We start from the raw sequence: 17,024 nt of genomic DNA, 5'->3' as shown, positions 1-17,024 counted from the left end.
ATCACGCCCGCCGCAGCACCTCTCGCACAACCCGCTCGCACAGCTCATGCGTGGCCAACGCGTCCGCGGCGCTCAGCGTCTTGCCCGCGCGCACCGCGTCGAGGAACGCGAGCACCGCCTGCTCGATGCCGCGCTGGCGGGCGACCGGCACCCAGTCGCCGCGCCGGCGGACCGTGGGCTGGCCCTTGTGGTCGACGACGTCGGAGAGGTTGAGCACCTGCCGCTTGGAGTCCTGCCCGGACACCTCGAGGATCTCCTCGGTGGAGCCGCTCAGCCGGTTCATGACGCCGAGCGCGGTGAAGCCGTCGCCCGCGAGCTGGAGCACGACGTGTTCCAGCAGGCCGTCCGCGGCGCGGAACCGCACCGTCACGTCGTCGACCGGGCCCGGCGCGAGGAAGCGGAGCGTGTCGACGACGTGGATGAAGTCGTCGAGGACCATGGTGCGCGGCTCCTCGGGGAGCCCGACACGGTTCTTCTGCATCAGGATCAGCTCGCGCGGGTGCTCGACGCACTGCGCGTAGCCGGGCGCGAAGCGGCGGTTGAAGCCGACCGCCAGGCTCACCCCGCGCTCCTCGGCGAGCCGCACGAGCCGCTCGGACTCGGCGAACTCGTAGGCGAGCGGCTTGTCGACGTACGTCGGGACGCCCGCTTCGAGGAGCCGCGTCACGATCTGCGGGTGCGCGGCGGTCGGCGCGTGCACGAAGGCGGCGTCGAGGCCCTGCGCGAGCAGCGAGTCGAGGTCGGCGTGGCGCTGCGGTCCGGGGACCCGCAGCTGGTCGGCGACCTCGGCCAGGGTCGCGGGCGTCCGCGTCTGCAGGTGCAGTTCGAGCGCGGGCTGCGCGCCGAGCACCGGCAGGTACGCCTTCTTGGCGATGTCGCCGAGTCCGATGACGCCGACTTTCACGTCTGTGTGCTCCTGTCCTGCGAAGACCGGTCCGCGCCTGTCCGCCGCCGGGTCTGGGCAGCATACGGCGCGCCACAGGGCGCGCGCTGGGCCGGGCGGCGACCCCCGCGTTGACGGAACCGACCCATCAAGCCCCTGCAGGGGGCACCTCCCAGCGGTAGCTGGGGGAGATTGAGCAGCGGGGTCCGGGGCAGCGCCCCGTGTCGTCAGCAGCGCCCCGGCCCCCTGCGGAGCACCCGTCACCCATGCGGGGCATCCTCGCCCCGATCACTCCCCCGGCACCCTCGACGTCCCACACAGTGACCTCGTGCCCAGAACGTCCAGCTCAGCCACGATCCTGCTGACCGCGGCCGCCGCCGCCGTCACCGCCGCGACCGCCTCCGGCTGCGTCAGCGTCCGTCCGCCGACCGCCCCGAAGGCGCCCTCCCCCACGGTCTCCGCCGCCGCGCCCCGCCCGGAGGGCCACGCCGGCCTCCCGGTCGTCCAGGCGCCTGCGCGCGAGGCCCTGGAGCGGATGAGGACGACCGGTCCGCAGCACCGCCCGGCGCGCCACCCCGAGCAGCCGCCGCCCCGGACCGCCGCACCCGCTCCCCCGCGCACCGCTCCGACGGCCGACCCGGCCCCGCACCGGAACGCCGTCCCCGAACCGCCCGCCGTCCCGATCCCCCGGCAGGCCCACAAGAAGCCCCCGAAGGACCCCGCCCGGACCGACGTCTGCGCCCTCGGCCGCCACTACGGCGGCTGGAAGCCGGACAGCCCCGAGTCGACCATCTGCCACGACGCGTACGGCGGTTGACCGACGCCGGGCCGTACCGCGACCGCTAGGAACCGCTCCGCGGCGGCCCCAGCGGTTCCCCGCCGGTCCGGCCCTCGCCCCCGCCCCGCCGCTCCCCCGGCTCCTGCGGCCCCGGCCCCATCGTGGCCAGCTGCTGCTCGAGCCGGGTGAGGGCGGCACGGATCCCGTCCCCGTACCCGTCGTCCCCCAGGGCCCCAGCCGCCGCGCGGGCCCGCGTCAGATGGCTGCGCGCCGCCGCCGGGCGGTCCAACTTCACGTAGTCCGCCGCCAGGTTGAGATGCAGCGACGGATAGAACGCCTGCAGTGCGAGGGACGACTCGTGCTCGGCGAGCCGCTCCTGCGTGAGCGAGTCGGCTGCCGACAGCGCGCGCAGGTCCCAGGCCAGCTCGTCCGACGGATCGTCCTGCGTGTCTGCCATGTAGTGGGCGAGCGTGCAGCGGTGCAGCGCGTCGCCCTCCTCGCCGATCTCCGCCCACAGACCGAGGAAGCGCCCCTGCGCCTCCTCCCGGTCACCGCCGTGGTGCAGCATGACCGCCTGTCCGATGCGGCTCATCATGGCGTCGTCCGACGCCTGCTCACGCTGCTGTGCCACTGTCTCCTCCAAGCTCGGCCGCCCGGCGCGCCCGACCACGATGTCCGATCCGACGACGCTAACCGGCGGCACTGACAATCCAGCTCAGGCGCGGTTCCCCCGCGAGCCGGGGCCGCCGCGCTCAGCCCAGGTCGGGCACGGTCCAGTCGATCGGCGTGTGGCCCTGCGCGGCGATCGCCTCGTTGATCTGCGTGAACGGCTGGGAACCGAAGAACTTCTTCGCCGACAGCGGCGAGGGGTGCGCGCCCTTCACCACCGCGTGCCGCTCGGTGTCGATGAGCGGGAGCTTCTTCTGCGCGTAGTTCCCCCACAGCACGAAGACCGCCGGGTCGAGCCGGTCGACGACGGCGCGGATCACGGCGTCGGTGAACTTCTCCCAGCCCTTGCCCTTGTGCGAATTGGCCTCGCCGGCCCGCACGGTCAGCACCGCGTTGAGCAGCAGCACGCCCTGCTCGGCCCACGGCATCAGATATCCGTTGTCCGGGATCGGGGTGCCGAGCTCGGCCTGCATCTCCTTGTAGATGTTGCGCAGGGAGGGCGGCGTCTTCACGCCGGGCCGCACGGAGAAGCACAGTCCGTGCCCCTGCCCCTCGCCGTGGTACGGGTCCTGGCCGAGGACGAGCACCTTCACCTTGTCGTAGGGCGTCGCGTCGAGCGCGGCGAAGACCTGCTCGCGCGGCGGGTAGACGGGACCCTTGGCGCGCTCCTCCTCGACGAACTCGGTGAGCTCCTTGAAGTAGGGCTTCTGCAGTTCGTCGCCGAGGACGCCGCGCCAGGACTCGGGCAGCATCGCGGTGTCGGTCACGTCAACAACCTCCGGGGTACGGGCAAGTGCACGCCCGCGCCCCCACCGTGCCGGGGACGCGGCCGCTTTCGACACTCAGAAACCTACCGGCGGCCACTGACAATCGACGCCCTCGCCCGGAGCCGCGGACGCACCACCGGCCCCGCCCCGCTCACCAACTCGTCTTGCGGTGCAGCTCCCACATCATCATGATCGTCGACGGGTCGAGGGCCCGCTCGCCGCCCGAGATCTCCTCGCTCGCCGCGATGTACTGCTTGCCCTGCCAGAGCGGCAGCAGCCGCGCGTCGCGCACCATGATGCGCTGCGCCTGCTCGAACTGCCGCACCACGGCGCCGCGGTCGCGCTCCTTGCGGGACTTCGGCAGCAGCTCGTCGGTGATCTTGGGCGAGACGTACGGCGTGCTCAGGGCGTTCTTCTCGCCCACGAAGGGGGCGATGAAGTTGTCGGCGTCGGGGAAGTCGGGGAACCAGCCACGCCCGAACACCGGGTACTCGCCCTTCTTGTAGCCCTGTTCGAACGATTTCCAGGGCCGGCTCTTGAGCGTCACCTTGAAGAGCTTCGACGCCTCCAACTGCCGCTTCAGTTCGGCGAATTCGGGCGCGGTGGCGGAGCCGTAGCGGTCCGACGTGTACCAGAGGGTGAGCGGTACCGGCGCGCTGATGCCCGCCCTGGAGAGGATCTCGGCCGCCTTCGCGGGGCTCGGGTCGTTGAACTCGTCGAAGTAGTCGGTGGTGTGCCCCGCGAGACCTCTGGGGACCATCGAGTACAGCGGTTCCACGGTGTTCGCGTACACCTTGTCCGCGATCGCCCCGCGGTCGACGACCTGGGCGACCGCGCGGCGCACCGCGGTCTTCCCCGCCCAGGGGTCCTTGGGGTTGAACACCAGGTAGCTGATCTCCGTGCCCGCGCCCTCGACGAGCTGCACGCCGCCCGTGCCCTGCCTGTCCTGGAGCTTCACGATGTCGTCGGCCGCGAGACCGCGGAAGGTTGCGTCGATCTTCTTCGCCTTCAGGGCGCCGACCATGGCGGACGACGTCTTGAAGTAGCGGATCGTCACCGCGCCGTTCTTGCGGTCCGCGAAGCCCTGGTAGTTCTCGTTGCGGACGAGTTCGGCCTTGCTGCCGTCGGCGTACGACGTGAGCGCGTACGGTCCCGAACCGGTCACCTTCCCGTCCTGGCGTGCGGAGTCGGCCGGGTACGAGGAAGGGTCGACGATCGACATGGCGGGGGTGGAGAGCACGAACGGGAAGGTGGCGTCCGGCTTGGTGAGGCGGAACGTTACTCCGCGCTCACCCTGCGTCTCCACCCGGTCCAGGCTGCCCAGCAGCCCGGCGGGCCCGCCGCCCACACCGATCTTGCGGACCCGGTCGATGGAGTACTTCACGGCCTTCGCGTCGAGCGCGTCCCCGTTGGAGAACTTCATGTCCTCCCGCAGCTCGCAGTGGTAGACGCGGTTGGCGGAGTCCTCGAAGCGGCACTCGGCCGCGTCCGCCTGCGGTTCGGCGGCGCCCGAGGGCAGGGAGACCAGGGTCTGGTAGACGTTGCGGAACAGCTCCCAGGAGCCGTCCCAGGACGCCGCGGGGTCCAGCGTGCTCGGCGCGCTGGTGGTGCCGACGACGATGGGCCGCTCGTCGGAACCCTCGCCCGAGTTCATCAGCCCGCACCCGGCGAGCAGTGTCATCGACGCGAGTGCCGCCCACGCGCGAGGGGCAGGGAACCGGTTGAACACGCGCACGCTCCTCGTTCAGCCTTGCCAAGGTCGGCCGACAATATCGCAGCGCCCCGCCGGTTCAACTGGTGGAATCGACGGGGCACTTCGCGGGCGGATCCGTTTGTCGCGCGTTGTCGGGCAACGCCCGGAATCTGACCTCAGCGCGGGACTGTCACGAGGGACCTACTCGACGCCGGCGTTGAGGAACTTGCCGCCGTCGACGACGAGGTTCTGCCCGGTGACCCAGGCGGACTGCTCGGAGGTGAGGAACGCGGCGGCGCCCCCGATGTCCTCCGGCACACCGAGCCGGCCCATCGGGTAGGTGGCCGCGACCTCGGCCTCCCGCCCCTCGTACAGGGCCTGCGCGAACTTCGTCTTCACGACCGCCGGGGAGATCGAGTTGACCCGCACCACCGGCGCGAACTCGTGCGCCAGCTGGAGCGTCAGGTTGACCATGGCGGCCTTGCTGATGCCGTACGCGCCGATGAACGGCGAGGCGGAGACGCCCGCCACGGACGCGATGTTGACGATCGCGCCGCCGTTCTCCCGCTGCCACGCCTTCCACGTCTGCTGCGCGAAGCCGAGCGCGGAGACGACGTTGGTCTCGAAGACCTTGCGGGCGACGTTCAGGTCGAGATCGGCGATCGGGCCGAACACCGGGTTCGTACCGGCGTTGTTGACGAGGAAGTCGACGCGGCCGAACGCCTCCATGGTGCGCTCGACGGCGGCGGCCTGGTGCGCCTCGTCGTGGGCCTTGCCCGCGACGTAGATCGCGCGGTCGGAGCCGAGCTGCTCGACGGCCTCCTTGAGGGCGTCCTCGCCGCGTCCCGTGATGCAGACGCGGTCGCCGCGCGCGATCAGGGCCTCGGCGACGCCGTATCCGATACCTCGGCTCGCGCCCGTGACGAGCGCGACCTTGCCGGAGAGTTCCGCAGTCATGTCGTTGTCCTCCGGCCTCAGTTGAGCGGGCCGCCGGCCACGTACATGACCTGGCCCGAGACAAAGCCGGCCTGCTCGCCGGTGAAGAAGGCGATGGCGTTGGCGATGTCCTCCGGGCGGCCCACGCGCTGCACCGGGATCTGGGTCGCGGCCGCGGCCTGGAAGTCCTCGAAGCCCATACCGACGCGCTCGGCGGTGGCCTTGGTCATCTCGGTGACGATGAAGCCGGGGGCGACGGAGTTGGCGGTGACGCCGAACTTGCCGAGCTCCTTGGCGAGGGTCTTGGTGAAGCCCTGCAGACCGGCCTTGGCGGCGGAGTAGTTGACCTGGCCGCGGTTGCCGAGCGCCGAGGACGAGGACAGGTTCACGATGCGGCCGAACTTGGCGTCCACCATGTGCTTCTGGACGGCCTTCGACATCAGGAACGCGCCGCGCAGGTGCACGTTCATGACCGTGTCCCAGTCGTTGGCGCTCATCTTGAACAGCAGGTTGTCGCGGAGCACGCCCGCGTTGTTCACGAGGATCGTGGGGGCGCCCAGCTCCGCGGCGATGCGCGCGACGGCGGCCTCGGTCTGCGCCTCGTCGGAGACGTCGCAGCCGACGGCGAGCGCCTTGCCACCGGCGGCGGTGATCGCCTCGACGGTGTCCTTGCAGGCGGCCTCGTCGAGGTCGATCACGGCGACGGCGCGGCCCTCTTCGGCCAGACGGATCGCGGTGGCGGCGCCGATGCCGCGCGCGGCTCCCGTGACGATCGCTACGCGCTGCTCAGTGGTGGACATGCTCTTCGGTCTCCTCGCCCTAGAGGTGCGGCCGCTCCGCCCGGTGCGGGTGAGCAACCGCTTAGTACCCTGTGCGTGCGACGCTAGAAGCCCTGGCACCCGGTGTCAACGTGCCCATCAGGTGCCGCTGATCACTTGACCGTCACGACCTGCGGATTCAGCGCACCAGCAGGCCCAGCAGGCGCTCCGCCTCGGCGGCCGGATCGGCGGTCAGTCCGGTGTGCACGGGTCCCGGCTGCACCACGGTCGAGCGCGGCGCGACGAGCCAGCGGTAGCGCCGGCCCGCGTCGTCCTCGGCCGCCTGACCCGCCGCGTCTCCCCCGGCGCAGTGCCGTTCGACGGCGCGCAGCACGGCGCGTACGCCGGTGACGTCGGCCTCGGGGTCGAGGGCGAGCAGCCGCTTCTCGTCGAGGTGGGTGAGGGCCGTGACGAAGGACTTGGCGCGGCAGTACACGACGACGCCCGCGTTGATCTGTTCCCCGCGCTCGATGCTCGGCACGACGCGCAGCAGCGCGTACTCGAAGACGTGACGCTCGGTCATCGGGCCGCTCCTTCGGTCACCCATCCGGGGGTTCCGGCGGGTCGGGCGCCGCCCGCGGGCAGCGTGACGCGTTCGTGGATCGTGTCGGCACGCGCGCGCAGCGTCTCGACGTACGCGCGGCGCACCGCGTCGGGGGTGTCGAATCCGGGCTCGTCCGTGAGCCACACGTCGGGCACGTCGGCGGCGGCCTCCGCGATCAGCTCCTCGGTGACGCGCGGCGCGAGCTCGGCGGCGGCCGCCTCCACGTCGGGCCCGAAGGGGGCGAGGGCGTGGTCGGTTGCGTCGTACGGCTTGTCCGCCCAGGCGTGCGCGCCGCGCCAGTTGTGGTGCCAGATCATGCTGGCGCCGTGGTCGACGAGCCACAGCTCGCCGCCCTGGACCAGCATGTTCGGGTTGCGCCAGGACCGGTCGACGTTGTTGATCAGCGCGTCGAACCAGACGATCCGGCCCGCCTGAACCGGATCGACGACGTACGCGAGCGGGTCGAAGCCGAGGGCGCGCGGCAGGAAGCGCATGCCGAGGTTGGTGCCGCCGCTGCCCTTGAGCAGCTCCTGCACCTCCTCGTCGGGCTCGCCGAGGCCGATCACCGGGTCCAGGTCGATCGTGACGAGCCCCGGCACGCGGAAGCCGAGCGCGCGGGCCAATTGGCCGCAGATCACTTCGGCGACGAGCGTCTTGCGGCCCTGCCCCGCGCCGGTGAACTTCATGACGTACGGGACGAGGTCGTCGGCCTCGACGAGACCGGGGAGCGATCCGCCTTCCCTCAATGGGGTGACATAGCGGGTCGCGGTGACTTCGGTGAGCATGCGCCCAGGTTATGAGATCAGGATGGCGTTGAACGTCCAGGGATCACCGTACGTACCTCTGGGAAACCCCCACGGGATCCGGCACGCCCCTCGAACCGACCTACCGATGAGATGAAGGGACCCCCCTCTCATGACCGCTTCGCACGAGCCCGCACCCACGAGCCACGCCCCGTCGCGCCGCACCGTCGTCACGGCGGTCGGCGCCGTAGGGGCCGCCGCGGCGCTGAGCGCGTGCGGCGGCTCGGACGGGGACACGTCGCAGCCCGCGGGCAACGCGTCCTCGGGCGGCGGCGGCAAAGGCAAGGAGATCGCCAAGACCTCGGACATCCCGGAGGGCGGCGGGAAGGTCATCGCGGACGCCGGTGTGGTCGTGACGCAGCCCAAATCGGGCGAGTTCAAGGCGTTCACCAACGTCTGCACGCACCAGGGATGCAAGGTGAACAAGGTCGCCGGCGGCACCATCGACTGCCCCTGCCACGGAAGCAAGTTCTCCATCAAGGACGGCAGCGTGGCGCACCCGCCGGCCACACAGCCGCTGGAGGAGCAGCAGATCACGGTCAGCGGCGACTCGATCAAGCTGGCGTAGGGCGCTCACGCCGACGCGGGGCGCTTCCAGGCGTCGAGCACGTCCGGCGTCGTCGTCACGGTGGCGACCAGGGCGAGCGTGTTGTCGATCATCGCGGGGGTGTAGTCGGCCGGCACCCCCGCGACGGCGTCGCGGGGCACGACCACCGTGTAGCCGAGGTTCACCGCGTCGAACACAGCGTTCGGGATGGCTACGTTGGCGGAGACACCAGTGACGACGAGCGTGCGGCAGCCGAGGTTGCGCAGCAGCGGGTCGACGTCGGTGCCCGCGATCGGGGAGAGCCCGTGCAGGCGGCGTACGACGAGGTCCTCGTCCGCGACCTCGACGGGCGGGGCGACGCGGACGGCGTCGGTGCCGGAGAGCTGCTTCACGGGAAGCCGCTCGGTCGCACGGAACAGGCGGGCGTTGCGGCTGGCCCCGCGGCCGTCCGGGCGGCGCTCCGCTACGGCGTGCAGGACCTGCACCCCGCTCTCGTGCGCGGCGGCCACCAGGCGCGCCACATTGTCGAGGGCGCCGGACGACCGCGCCTCTTCCGCGAGTTCGGGCAGTGCGCTGTCGGTGCCGACGACGCCCTGCTGGCACTCGACGGTCAGCAGCACCGTGCTCGTCGGGTCGAGCAGCTCGGCCAGTTTTCCGCGTTTCTCGTGCGACGGCACGACCGCCCCCTGACTGTCGGGTCTTCGGCTGCTTCTTTGGGCTGCTGGAGGGTAGCCACCATTGCGTGTACAGGGAAGAGGCCGCATGCTGCGTTCCTGACGCCACGTCAGCTGTACGTCGTACGCACGTCTCGTGCCGGACAAGGGAGCCCGAATGACCGCCACCCAGCGCCGCGGCCGGAAGATCATGATGTCGCCGGAGGAACGCGACGCGTTCCTCGCCGAGCAGCGCACCTGCCGCGTCGCCACGGTGTCGGCGGACGGCACGCCGCACGTCAGCCCGCTCTGGTTCGCCTGGGACGGTACGTCGCTGTGGCTGTACTCGCTGTCCCGCAGCCGCCGCTGGGCCGATCTGCGGGCCGACGGCCGGATCGCGGTGGTGGTCGACGCGGGCGAGGACTACGGGGAGCTGCGCGGCGTCGAGCTGTCCGGGCGCGTGGAGTTCGTCGGCGAGGCGCCGCGCACGGGCGAGCCGTATCCCGAACTCGAAGCGCCGGAGCGGCTGTTCGCGCAGAAGAACTTCGGCATGCCCGAGATGGTCTACGACGGCCGGCACGCGTGGGCACGGCTGACGCCGGAGAAGATCGCGTCGTGGGACTTCCGGAAGCTGGCCGCATAGAGCGCCTCCGGCGATCGAGGAACGGGGCCCGGGGCAGCGCCCCGCGACCGCGACGCGAGGAGGCCGTCACCCTTCCGCGAGCCGCCCCAGGTTCGCCCCCGCCTTCTGCAGCGCCCGCACCGCCGCCCGGATCGAGGGCCTGCGGTCCGCGTCCGCGCGCCACACGACGTACACATGACGGCGCACCTTCTGCCGCATCGGCACCGTCACCACCCCCTCGGGCATGGGGTGGCGGCCGAGGAGCGGTGCGATGCACACGCCCAGCCCGGCCGCCACCAGGCCGAGTTGGGTGTGCGTCTCGGCCGCGCGATGGCCGATCTGCGGTTCGACCCCCTTGGCGCGCAGCGTGAACATCAGCCACTCGTGACAGAACTCGCCCTGCCCCCAGGTGATCCACTCGTCACCCGCGAAGTCCTCGAGGCCGACCTCGTCGCACCCCGCCAGCGGATGGCCGACCGGCAGCGCGATGTCGACCGGATCGTCGAGGATGCTCGCCTTGACCAGGCCGTCGGGCATGGGCATCGGCTTGTTGTACCAGTCGAGCACCACGGCGAGATCGAGATCGCCGCGGATCACCGCGGCCACCGCGTGCTCGGGCTCCAGCTCCTGCGAGCGCACGCGCAGTTGCGGGTGTTCGGCGCGCAGCTCGGCGAGCACGCCGGGGAACAGTCCGCGCGCGGCCGTCGGGAACGCGGACAGTCGCAGCTCCCCCACGACCTGCCCGCGCTGCGCCTCCAGGTCGGACTGCGCCAGCTCGACCTGCGAGATGATCCGGGCCGCGTGCTCCGCGAGAAGCCGGCCCGCGTCCGTGAGCCGTACACCCCGCCCGTGCTTGGCGAGCAGTTGCTGGCCCGCCTCGCGCTCCAGCTTGGCCATCTGCTGCGAGACGGCCGACGTGGTGACGTGCAGCCCCTCGGCCGCGCCGCTCACCGATCCGTGCCGGGCCAGCGCGTCCAGGACCCGCAGGCGCTCCAGGTTCAACATGTAAGTGATGCTAATGGGTACCCGGCACATAATCTCGCTTGTGCTACGAAGACCGGTGGAGCCAATCTGGTCCCCATGAGCACGACGACCGCTCCCCGAGCCGCTGCGACAGCCTCCTCCACCGCCGCCCCGCGAGGCGCCCTCGACTGGCGCATCCGGTTCGGCGTACTCGCCCTCATCTGGGGCTTCAGCTTCCTGCTCATCAAGGTGGGCACGGATGGCTTCGCCCCGTTCCAGGTCACGCTGGGACGCCTGCTGTTCGGTGCGGCCGTGCTGGTCGTGGCCATGGTCGTGAAGCGGCAGCGACTGCCGCGCGGGGCCCGCACCTGGGGGCATCTGGCGGTCGCGGCGCTCTTCCTGAACGCGGTGCCGTTCTCGCTCTTCGCGTTCGCCGAGGAGACGATCCCGTCGACGCTCGCCGGGATCGCCAACGCGACGTCGCCACTGTGGGGCATGGCCCTGTCGCTGGTCGCGCTCTCCGAGGACCGGCCCACGCGGCGCCGGGTCGCGGGCCTCGGGCTCGGCTTCCTCGGTGTGCTGACCGTCCTCGGCGTGTGGCAGGGGTTCAACGGGGTGGACGTGACGGGCACGGCGTTGGCGCTCCTCGCCTCGCTCTCCTACCCCGTCGGCTGGATCTACGTCCGCCGTACGCTGGCGAACACGGGTGAGTCGAACGTGTCGATGATCGGGGCGCAGCTGCTGCTCGCCACCGTGCAGCTCGCCGTCGTCACGCCCCTGTTCACGTCCTGGCCGACGCACTTCGCGCTGGTCCCGCTGCTCGCGATCGCGGCGCTGGGCGCGCTCGGCACGGGCGTGGCGTTCCTCATCCAGTACGGCCTGGTGTCCGAGGTCGGTCCGACGACGGCGCAGATGGTGACGTACTTCGTGCCGGTCATCGCGACGGCGGCGGGGGTGGCGGTCCTGGGCGAGACCTTGAGCTGGTCGACGCCGGTCGGAGCGGTGATCGTGCTGGCGGGAGCGGCGCTTACGCAGTCGCGCCGCCGGAGTTGACCTTCGCCCCGCCGCGGCCGTCTGCCGAACCGGCTTTACACCCTCGGGGCTCCGCCCCGAACCCCGCTGCTCAATCGCCGCAGGGGCTCGATTTCCTCCACCCACCCTGGACGGTGAACCGCCACCCCGCCTCGCGGCAACCCACCGCCGCAAACGGCTCCCACCCATGACGGCAGGCCGCCACCCGCCTTGGCAATCGACCGCCCGCCACCTCTCCTTGGGCAATCTGCCGCCGCAAACGGCTCCCCTCCAATGACGGCAGACCGCCACCTCGCCTTGGGCAACCCACCGCCGCAAACGGCTCCCACCCATGACGGCGGGCCGCCACCCCGCCTCGCGGCAACCCACCGCCGCAAACGGCTCCCACCCATGACGGCAGGCCGCCACCCCGCCTTGGGCAATCTGCCGCCTTGGGCGGCAGGGTGGGCAAGGCGGCGCCCGGTGCAGCGCACCCATCACCACGGGCGCCGCCCCGGCACAGCCAAAACCCCGGCGCCGCGCACCATTCACCGCAGGCGCCGCCCCCGGCACGGCCAAAAACCCCGGACCAGCGCACCCATCACCACAGGCGCCGACCCCGGCACGGCCAAGAACCCCGGCCCAGCGCAACAGAACCGCCAAGGCCCACCCACCTCACGCGTAATACCTCCGCGGCCCCGGCCGCACCGCCGCCACCACCGCTTCCGCGACCACCCCCACCTCCTCGACCGACAACCGGGAAACGGTGATCCGCACCCCGGCCCCCGCCTCCATCCGAAACCGCGCCCCCGGCGCAACCGCCCACCCGGCATGCAACAACCGCGCCACCGCCCCGGTCTCGTCCGGCACCGGCACCCACACGTTCATCCCACTGCGCCCGTGCGCCACCACCCCCCGCTCGGCAAGCGCAGCGATCAGCGCATCACGCCGCTCCCCGTACGAGGCCGCGACCGCCACCGGATCCACCGCCCCGGCCGCCCACAGCCCGGCCACGGCCCGCTGGGTGATCCGACTGACCCAGCCAGGCCCGAGCCGCTGCCGCCCACGCACCCGGTCGACCGTCCCCTCGTCCCCGGTGAGTACGGCGAGCCGCAGGTCGGGACCGTAGGCCTTGGCCACGGACCGTACGAACGCCCAGTGCGGCGTCGCCCCGGCGAGCGGATGCAGCGGCAGGTCGACGATGCCGGCTCCGTGGTCGTCCTCGATGAGCAGCGTCTCCGGATGGGCGGCCAGAATCCCGCGCAGCGCCTCCGCGCGCGCGGAGGTCACCGCCGCCCCGGTCGGGTTCTGCGCCCGGTCCGTCACCACGATCGCGCGGGCCCCGGCGCGCAGCGCCCCCTCCACGTCGTCCGGCAGCGGCCCCTCGTCGTCCACCCCGACCGGCACCGTCCGCAGCCCGAGCGCGGGCACGAGGTCGAGCATGCTGCCCCAGCCGGGGTCCTCGACGGCGACCGCGTCCCCCGGCTTGAGGTGCGCGGCGAGCACCCTCTCGATGGCGTCGAGCGAACCGGAGGCCACGGTGACCGGCCCGTCCGGCACCCCGTCCGCGTCGAACCCGGCCCGCGCGCGGCGCACCAGGTCCGGCTCCAGGGCGTCGTCCCCGTACAGCACCGGCTCCTTGTCGGCGAGGGTCGCCGCCGCCGTGAACGCCTCGACGAGCGAGGGCAGCAGCGCGGTGTCGGGGTTGCCGTCCGACACGTTCCGCACGCCCTCCGGTACGTCCACGCGGATGGCCTCGCGCGCGGTGATGGCCGGTTTGGGCCGCACCCGGCTGCCGCGCCGCCCGGCCGTCTCGATGACCCCGCGCTCGCGCAGCGACCGGTACGCGGCCGCGACCGTATTCGGATTGACGCCGAGCTGCTGCGCCAACTCCCGCATCGGCGGCAGCAGTTGACCCGGTTCGAGGTCGCCCGCGACCACCGCCCGCTCGACGCTCGCACGAATCTCTGCTGCGCCACGCCCACTGATCGGATACTCTCCTAGCACAAACAGCATTTTGCACTAGTGCAATGGAGTTCGCAACATGAGCGTCACCCAGGATCAGTCCGCCGCCTCCTACGCGCCCACGGACCGCACGACCCCGACCCGCGCCAAGGAGCGCGCGGCGTACGACCACGCCCTGGTGCACTCGATACTCGACGAGACCTACCTCTGCCACCTCGGCTTCGTCCGCGACGGCACCCCCGTCGTGCTCCCCACGCTGTACGCGCGGGTCGGCGAGCGGCTCTACGTGCACGGCTCCACCGGCTCGCGCCCGCTGCGCATGGCGGGCCAGCCGGACCCCGGCCTGCCGGTGTGCCTGACCGTGACGCACGTGGACGGCCTGGTACTCGCCCGCTCCGCCTTCCACCACTCCATCAACTACCGCTCCGTGGTGGTGCACGGCACGGCGCACCAGGTCACGGACGCCGAGGAGAAGCGGCTCGCCCTGGACGCGATCGTCGACCACGTGGTGGCGGGCCGGGCCGCGGACTCGCGGGCGGCGAACGCCAAGGAGCTCGCCGCGACGGCCGTGCTCCGCATCGACCTCTGCGAGGTCTCGGCGAAGGTCCGCGCGGGCGGTCCGAACGACGAGCCCGAGGACATGGACCTGCCGCACTGGGCGGGCGTGGTCCCGGTGCAGCGCGGCTACGGGGAACTGCTGCCGTCGGACGACCTCGCCGACGGCATCGACGTCCCCGCGTACCTCAAGGGACTGTGATGCTGATCCACCCCTGGGACGCGGCGCGCGACACCACCGAGTGGCAGGAGTGGCTCGCCACCCACGACTTCGGCCAGCTCGCCGTCAACGGACTGGACGGCGAACCTCCCTTCGTGCAACCCCTGCACTTCTCGTACGACCCTCAGGGCGCGGGCGAGCACGGCGAGGTCGTCGCCCACCTCGCCCGGCCCAACCCGCTGTGGCCCGCGCTCGACGCGAACCCGGCGGTCCTGCTCAGCGTCGTCGACGACTACGCGTTCGTACCGGGCCCCTGGCAGGCGCCGTCCGACATCCCGCCGGAGCACGGCACACCGACCAGCTTCTACGCCGCCGTCCAGCTGCGCTGCACCGCGCGCGTGGTGGACGACCCGGAGGAGAAGGCGGCGCTCCTGAACCGTCAGGTGGGCCACTTCCAGCCGCCCGGCCTCTCCGTGCCGGTGGCCGCGGGCGAGGCCCCGTACGGCCGGATGCTGCCCGGTATCCGGGGTCTGCTGCTCGAAGTGACCGAGGTACGGGCCAAGTTCAAGTACGCCGAGCACAAGCCGGAGGAGGTGCAGGACCGGATCGCCGCGGGCCTCGCCGGGCGGGGCGATCCGCGCGACGCCGCAGCCCTCGCCACGCAGCGACGGCGGCGACACCAGACCGTCTAGGGCAGTCGGCCGGCCGACCGGGCCGGCCGCGACGGCCCGGGCAGCCCTCAGACCGTCGGGCAGCCCTCAGACGGTCGGGCAGCCCTTAGGCGGTCGGGCGGCCCCAAGGCGGCCAGGGACGGAAGGACGAGTGCTCGCGTGCGCGGCCGACGCCCTAGACAGCGCCGCCGGACCGCGACAACACGCTTTCCGGCGCGACCTCGGACGGCCCCGACGGCCCGGCCACCGGCTTCGACGACTGCGCGATGAGCGCCCCCACCAGGACCATCGCCCCGCCGAACAGCTGCGGAGCCGAGAGGTGCTCGCCGAGCATCACCCAGGCGAGAACGGTCGCGACGACCGCCTCCAGGCAGGCCACCACCCCGGCCACCTGCGGCGAGAGCCGCCGTACCGAGACCACACCGGTGAGGTACGCGACGACCGTGGCGAGCAGCACGATCCAGCACAGCAGCAGCCACGCGGGGACGGCCGTGCCGTCCATGGAGGCGCTGCCCGCGAGCACCGACCAGTCCATGCCCCAGGGGCGGGCGATGGCCGTGAGCAGCACGGCGCCGATGAGCAGCCCGTACGCGATCACGCCGAACGGGTCGGGCACCTCGGCTCCGGTACCGTCCGCGTCGCCGCCGTGGTCGGACAGCACGAAGTAGCCGACCTGGCAGCAGGCCGCGCCGAGCGCGAGCAGCAGGCCGAGTGCGTCGAAGCCGAGCCCCGCCCACACCTCGACGACGCAGGCGAGTCCGGCCACGGCGATCACGACGCCGAGCGCGGCGGCGCGCGTCACGGGCTTGCGCTGCACGAAGCGGACCCAGCCGAGCACGAGCGCGGGTGCCAGGTACTCGATGAGCAGGGCGACCCCGACGGGGATGCGGGAGATGGCGGCGAAGTAGCAGGCCTGGACGCCCGCGACCGCGAGCAGGCCGAAGCCGGCGAGCAGCGCGGGCCTGCGCAGCACGAGCGCGCGGTGCCGCCAGGCGACCGGCAGCATGACCAGGGCGCCGCCGGCGACGCGCAGCCACACCACGTGCAGCGGGTCGAGCCCCGCCTCGATCAGCGGTTTGGCCGCCACCCCGGAACCGCCGAACGCGAGCGCGGAGAGCAGGGCGAGCCCCAGTCCCATGCCACGCGCGCGGGTTCCCTGATTCGCAGAAGACACCGTTGACTCGTGCACCGGCACATCATGGCAGGGACAGTCAGTACCGTCACTCTCATTGACCCCTGTCTCACGGGGTGGACGCCCGACCTCCGGTCTCCGTGCGCGGGGTCAGTTGAGCCGCTGCCGCTCTCCGCGCGGAGTCAGTTGAGCCGCTGCCGCAGGAGTTCCACGTCGACCCCGGCCCGGCCGAGCACCTCGACCGCCCGGCACTCCACGTCGGCCGCGAGCGCGGCGAGCACGTCGACGCCGCGCGCCCGCTCGTCCCCGCGCGACGCGGCCCGCTCCACGCCCGCCTCCATCGCGGCGGCCGCGACGGGCGACCAGCCGGGAGCGGACCGTACGAGGGGCACGGCGCCGGAGTCCTCCACAGAGCCCTGCCAGCGCAGCCCGTATCCGATGCTGCGCTGCACGAGATAGCCGAGCAGCCGGGCCACCTGCCCGCCCTCGGGGAACGCGGCGCGCACGTCGGGGTCGGTCTCCAGGAGGGAGTGCAGCAGGTGCGCGGTGTCGATCTGCCGGTCCCCGTCCCGGACGGCGCGCCGCCTCGCACCCGCGACGACCGCCGCGAGCTCATCGCTGAGCTGGGCGTCTACGGGTTCTTCACTGGCGGGGCCGAGCGCACCGGCCTCGAACGGGGTTGAGCTATGCACACTCCCCACCCCATCAGCGGGGACGCATCGGAACATCCACGGTGAGGAGCATTCTCATGTCCGACACAAGTTGGGCACTGATCAAGAACATCTCCTCCTTGCGGATGAGACGGAGCGCCCCTTCCCCGAGGGGTCGGGGACGGTGCGTACAAGAACTGACGG

General features: G+C 72.1%; 19 protein-coding genes. 6 read left to right on the top strand and 13 right to left on the bottom strand.

What is annotated here, in order from left to right:
* Position 1 precedes the first annotated feature (1 nt).
* On the bottom strand, positions 2 to 904 hold the full coding sequence (locus tag ACY34M_RS13095) for a Gfo/Idh/MocA family protein (protein WP_462717770.1): 903 nt from the start codon (positions 902 to 904) through the stop codon (positions 2 to 4).
* Between the two features lie 307 nt (positions 905 to 1,211).
* Between ACY34M_RS13095 and ACY34M_RS13090 the strand changes: the two genes are divergently transcribed.
* Complete coding sequence (locus ACY34M_RS13090) at positions 1,212 to 1,700, top strand: hypothetical protein (protein ID WP_462717769.1); 489 nt, start codon at positions 1,212 to 1,214, stop codon at positions 1,698 to 1,700.
* A gap of 25 nt (positions 1,701 to 1,725) precedes the next feature.
* Here the strand turns inward: ACY34M_RS13090 and ACY34M_RS13085 are convergent, their stop codons facing one another.
* The 7 genes from ACY34M_RS13085 to ACY34M_RS13055 form a co-directional block, all read right to left on the bottom strand.
* Positions 1,726 to 2,292, bottom strand: coding sequence for a hypothetical protein (locus ACY34M_RS13085; RefSeq protein WP_462717768.1), 567 nt, complete (start codon positions 2,290 to 2,292; stop codon positions 1,726 to 1,728).
* Between the two features lie 121 nt (positions 2,293 to 2,413).
* The gene (ung, locus tag ACY34M_RS13080; RefSeq protein ID WP_462717767.1) at positions 2,414 to 3,097 is read right to left on the bottom strand and encodes a uracil-DNA glycosylase; all 684 of its coding nucleotides are present in this window, start codon (positions 3,095 to 3,097) and stop codon (positions 2,414 to 2,416) included.
* A 151-nt stretch (positions 3,098 to 3,248) separates the two neighbouring features.
* Entirely contained in the window at positions 3,249 to 4,826 is a 1,578-nt protein-coding gene (locus ACY34M_RS13075) for an ABC transporter substrate-binding protein (protein WP_462717766.1), read from the bottom strand.
* 165 nt (positions 4,827 to 4,991) lie between these two features.
* Positions 4,992 to 5,747: an SDR family oxidoreductase gene (locus ACY34M_RS13070; RefSeq protein ID WP_462717765.1), complete on the bottom strand. Its 756-nt coding sequence runs from the start codon at positions 5,745 to 5,747 to the stop codon at positions 4,992 to 4,994.
* A gap of 17 nt (positions 5,748 to 5,764) precedes the next feature.
* Entirely contained in the window at positions 5,765 to 6,526 is a 762-nt protein-coding gene (gene fabG / locus ACY34M_RS13065) for a 3-oxoacyl-ACP reductase FabG (RefSeq protein ID WP_462717764.1), read from the bottom strand.
* Between the two features lie 157 nt (positions 6,527 to 6,683).
* On the bottom strand, positions 6,684 to 7,067 hold the full coding sequence (locus tag ACY34M_RS13060; RefSeq protein ID WP_462717763.1) for a DUF3037 domain-containing protein: 384 nt from the start codon (positions 7,065 to 7,067) through the stop codon (positions 6,684 to 6,686).
* The gene (locus ACY34M_RS13055; RefSeq protein ID WP_462717762.1) at positions 7,064 to 7,873 is read right to left on the bottom strand and encodes a HipA family kinase; all 810 of its coding nucleotides are present in this window, start codon (positions 7,871 to 7,873) and stop codon (positions 7,064 to 7,066) included. The genes ACY34M_RS13060 and ACY34M_RS13055 overlap by 4 nt, the downstream gene beginning before the upstream one ends.
* Before the next feature lie 130 nt (positions 7,874 to 8,003).
* Here ACY34M_RS13055 and ACY34M_RS13050 point away from each other — a divergent pair, with 130 nt between their 5' ends.
* Positions 8,004 to 8,459, top strand: a complete 456-nt coding sequence (locus tag ACY34M_RS13050) for a Rieske (2Fe-2S) protein (protein WP_462717761.1) — start codon at positions 8,004 to 8,006, stop codon at positions 8,457 to 8,459.
* A 5-nt stretch (positions 8,460 to 8,464) separates the two neighbouring features.
* On the opposite strand, the gene ACY34M_RS13045 is transcribed toward ACY34M_RS13050, so the two are convergent.
* Positions 8,465 to 9,115 (bottom strand): cysteine hydrolase family protein, encoded by a 651-nt coding sequence (locus ACY34M_RS13045; protein WP_462717760.1) that lies wholly within the window; start codon positions 9,113 to 9,115, stop codon positions 8,465 to 8,467.
* Positions 9,116 to 9,269: 154 nt separating this feature from the next.
* Between ACY34M_RS13045 and ACY34M_RS13040 the strand changes: the two genes are divergently transcribed.
* Positions 9,270 to 9,734 (top strand): pyridoxamine 5'-phosphate oxidase family protein, encoded by a 465-nt coding sequence (locus tag ACY34M_RS13040; RefSeq protein WP_462717759.1) that lies wholly within the window; start codon positions 9,270 to 9,272, stop codon positions 9,732 to 9,734.
* A 66-nt stretch (positions 9,735 to 9,800) separates the two neighbouring features.
* Here the strand turns inward: ACY34M_RS13040 and ACY34M_RS13035 are convergent, their stop codons facing one another.
* A complete protein-coding gene (locus tag ACY34M_RS13035; protein WP_462717758.1) occupies positions 9,801 to 10,718 on the bottom strand; it encodes a LysR substrate-binding domain-containing protein in 918 nt (305 codons plus the stop codon).
* A 75-nt stretch (positions 10,719 to 10,793) separates the two neighbouring features.
* Between ACY34M_RS13035 and ACY34M_RS13030 the strand changes: the two genes are divergently transcribed.
* Positions 10,794 to 11,729 (top strand): DMT family transporter, encoded by a 936-nt coding sequence (locus ACY34M_RS13030; RefSeq protein WP_462717757.1) that lies wholly within the window; start codon positions 10,794 to 10,796, stop codon positions 11,727 to 11,729.
* 633 nt (positions 11,730 to 12,362) lie between these two features.
* On the opposite strand, the gene ACY34M_RS13025 is transcribed toward ACY34M_RS13030, so the two are convergent.
* Positions 12,363 to 13,694 (bottom strand): aminotransferase class I/II-fold pyridoxal phosphate-dependent enzyme, encoded by a 1,332-nt coding sequence (locus tag ACY34M_RS13025; RefSeq protein ID WP_462717756.1) that lies wholly within the window; start codon positions 13,692 to 13,694, stop codon positions 12,363 to 12,365.
* A 37-nt stretch (positions 13,695 to 13,731) separates the two neighbouring features.
* On the opposite strand from ACY34M_RS13025, the gene ACY34M_RS13020 reads away from it, so the two are divergent.
* On the top strand, positions 13,732 to 14,409 hold the full coding sequence (locus ACY34M_RS13020; RefSeq protein ID WP_462717755.1) for a pyridoxamine 5'-phosphate oxidase family protein: 678 nt from the start codon (positions 13,732 to 13,734) through the stop codon (positions 14,407 to 14,409).
* Positions 14,409 to 15,059 (top strand): FMN-binding negative transcriptional regulator, encoded by a 651-nt coding sequence (locus tag ACY34M_RS13015; protein ID WP_462717754.1) that lies wholly within the window; start codon positions 14,409 to 14,411, stop codon positions 15,057 to 15,059. The genes ACY34M_RS13020 and ACY34M_RS13015 overlap by 1 nt, the downstream gene beginning before the upstream one ends.
* Positions 15,060 to 15,213: 154 nt before the next feature.
* Here the strand turns inward: ACY34M_RS13015 and ACY34M_RS13010 are convergent, their stop codons facing one another.
* Together ACY34M_RS13010 and ACY34M_RS13005 are read right to left on the bottom strand one after the other, a co-directional pair.
* Positions 15,214 to 16,176: an EamA family transporter gene (locus ACY34M_RS13010; protein WP_462717753.1), complete on the bottom strand. Its 963-nt coding sequence runs from the start codon at positions 16,174 to 16,176 to the stop codon at positions 15,214 to 15,216.
* Between the two features lie 176 nt (positions 16,177 to 16,352).
* Positions 16,353 to 16,862 (bottom strand): Clp protease N-terminal domain-containing protein, encoded by a 510-nt coding sequence (locus tag ACY34M_RS13005; protein ID WP_462717752.1) that lies wholly within the window; start codon positions 16,860 to 16,862, stop codon positions 16,353 to 16,355.
* Positions 16,863 to 17,024: the final 162 nt, after the last annotated feature.

It is taken from the genome of Streptomyces sp. EDA2-14, from assembly GCF_054963755.1.
The sequence above is the reverse complement of the archived record's forward strand: the minus strand, read 5'-3'. Positions and strand labels throughout refer to the sequence as shown.

What these genes read in the sequence shown, in the direction of transcription:
- ACY34M_RS13070 (WP_462717765.1), bottom strand. Translation starts at nt 5,747, where the DNA reads ATGACTGCGGAACTCTCCGGCAAGGTCGCGCTCGTCACGGGCGCGAGC.
- fabG (WP_462717764.1), bottom strand. Translation starts at nt 6,526, where the DNA reads ATGTCCACCACTGAGCAGCGCGTAGCGATCGTCACGGGAGCCGCGCGC.
- ACY34M_RS13060 (WP_462717763.1), bottom strand. Translation starts at nt 7,067, where the DNA reads ATGACCGAGCGTCACGTCTTCGAGTACGCGCTGCTGCGCGTCGTGCCG.
- ACY34M_RS13055 (WP_462717762.1), bottom strand. Translation starts at nt 7,873, where the DNA reads ATGCTCACCGAAGTCACCGCGACCCGCTATGTCACCCCATTGAGGGAA.
- ACY34M_RS13050 (WP_462717761.1), top strand. Translation starts at nt 8,004, where the DNA reads ATGACCGCTTCGCACGAGCCCGCACCCACGAGCCACGCCCCGTCGCGC.
- ACY34M_RS13040 (WP_462717759.1), top strand. Translation starts at nt 9,270, where the DNA reads ATGACCGCCACCCAGCGCCGCGGCCGGAAGATCATGATGTCGCCGGAG.
- ACY34M_RS13035 (WP_462717758.1), bottom strand. Translation starts at nt 10,718, where the DNA reads ATGTTGAACCTGGAGCGCCTGCGGGTCCTGGACGCGCTGGCCCGGCAC.
- ACY34M_RS13030 (WP_462717757.1), top strand. Translation starts at nt 10,794, where the DNA reads ATGAGCACGACGACCGCTCCCCGAGCCGCTGCGACAGCCTCCTCCACC.
- ACY34M_RS13020 (WP_462717755.1), top strand. Translation starts at nt 13,732, where the DNA reads ATGAGCGTCACCCAGGATCAGTCCGCCGCCTCCTACGCGCCCACGGAC.
- ACY34M_RS13015 (WP_462717754.1), top strand. Translation starts at nt 14,409, where the DNA reads ATGCTGATCCACCCCTGGGACGCGGCGCGCGACACCACCGAGTGGCAG.
- ACY34M_RS13010 (WP_462717753.1), bottom strand. Translation starts at nt 16,176, where the DNA reads ATGGGACTGGGGCTCGCCCTGCTCTCCGCGCTCGCGTTCGGCGGTTCC.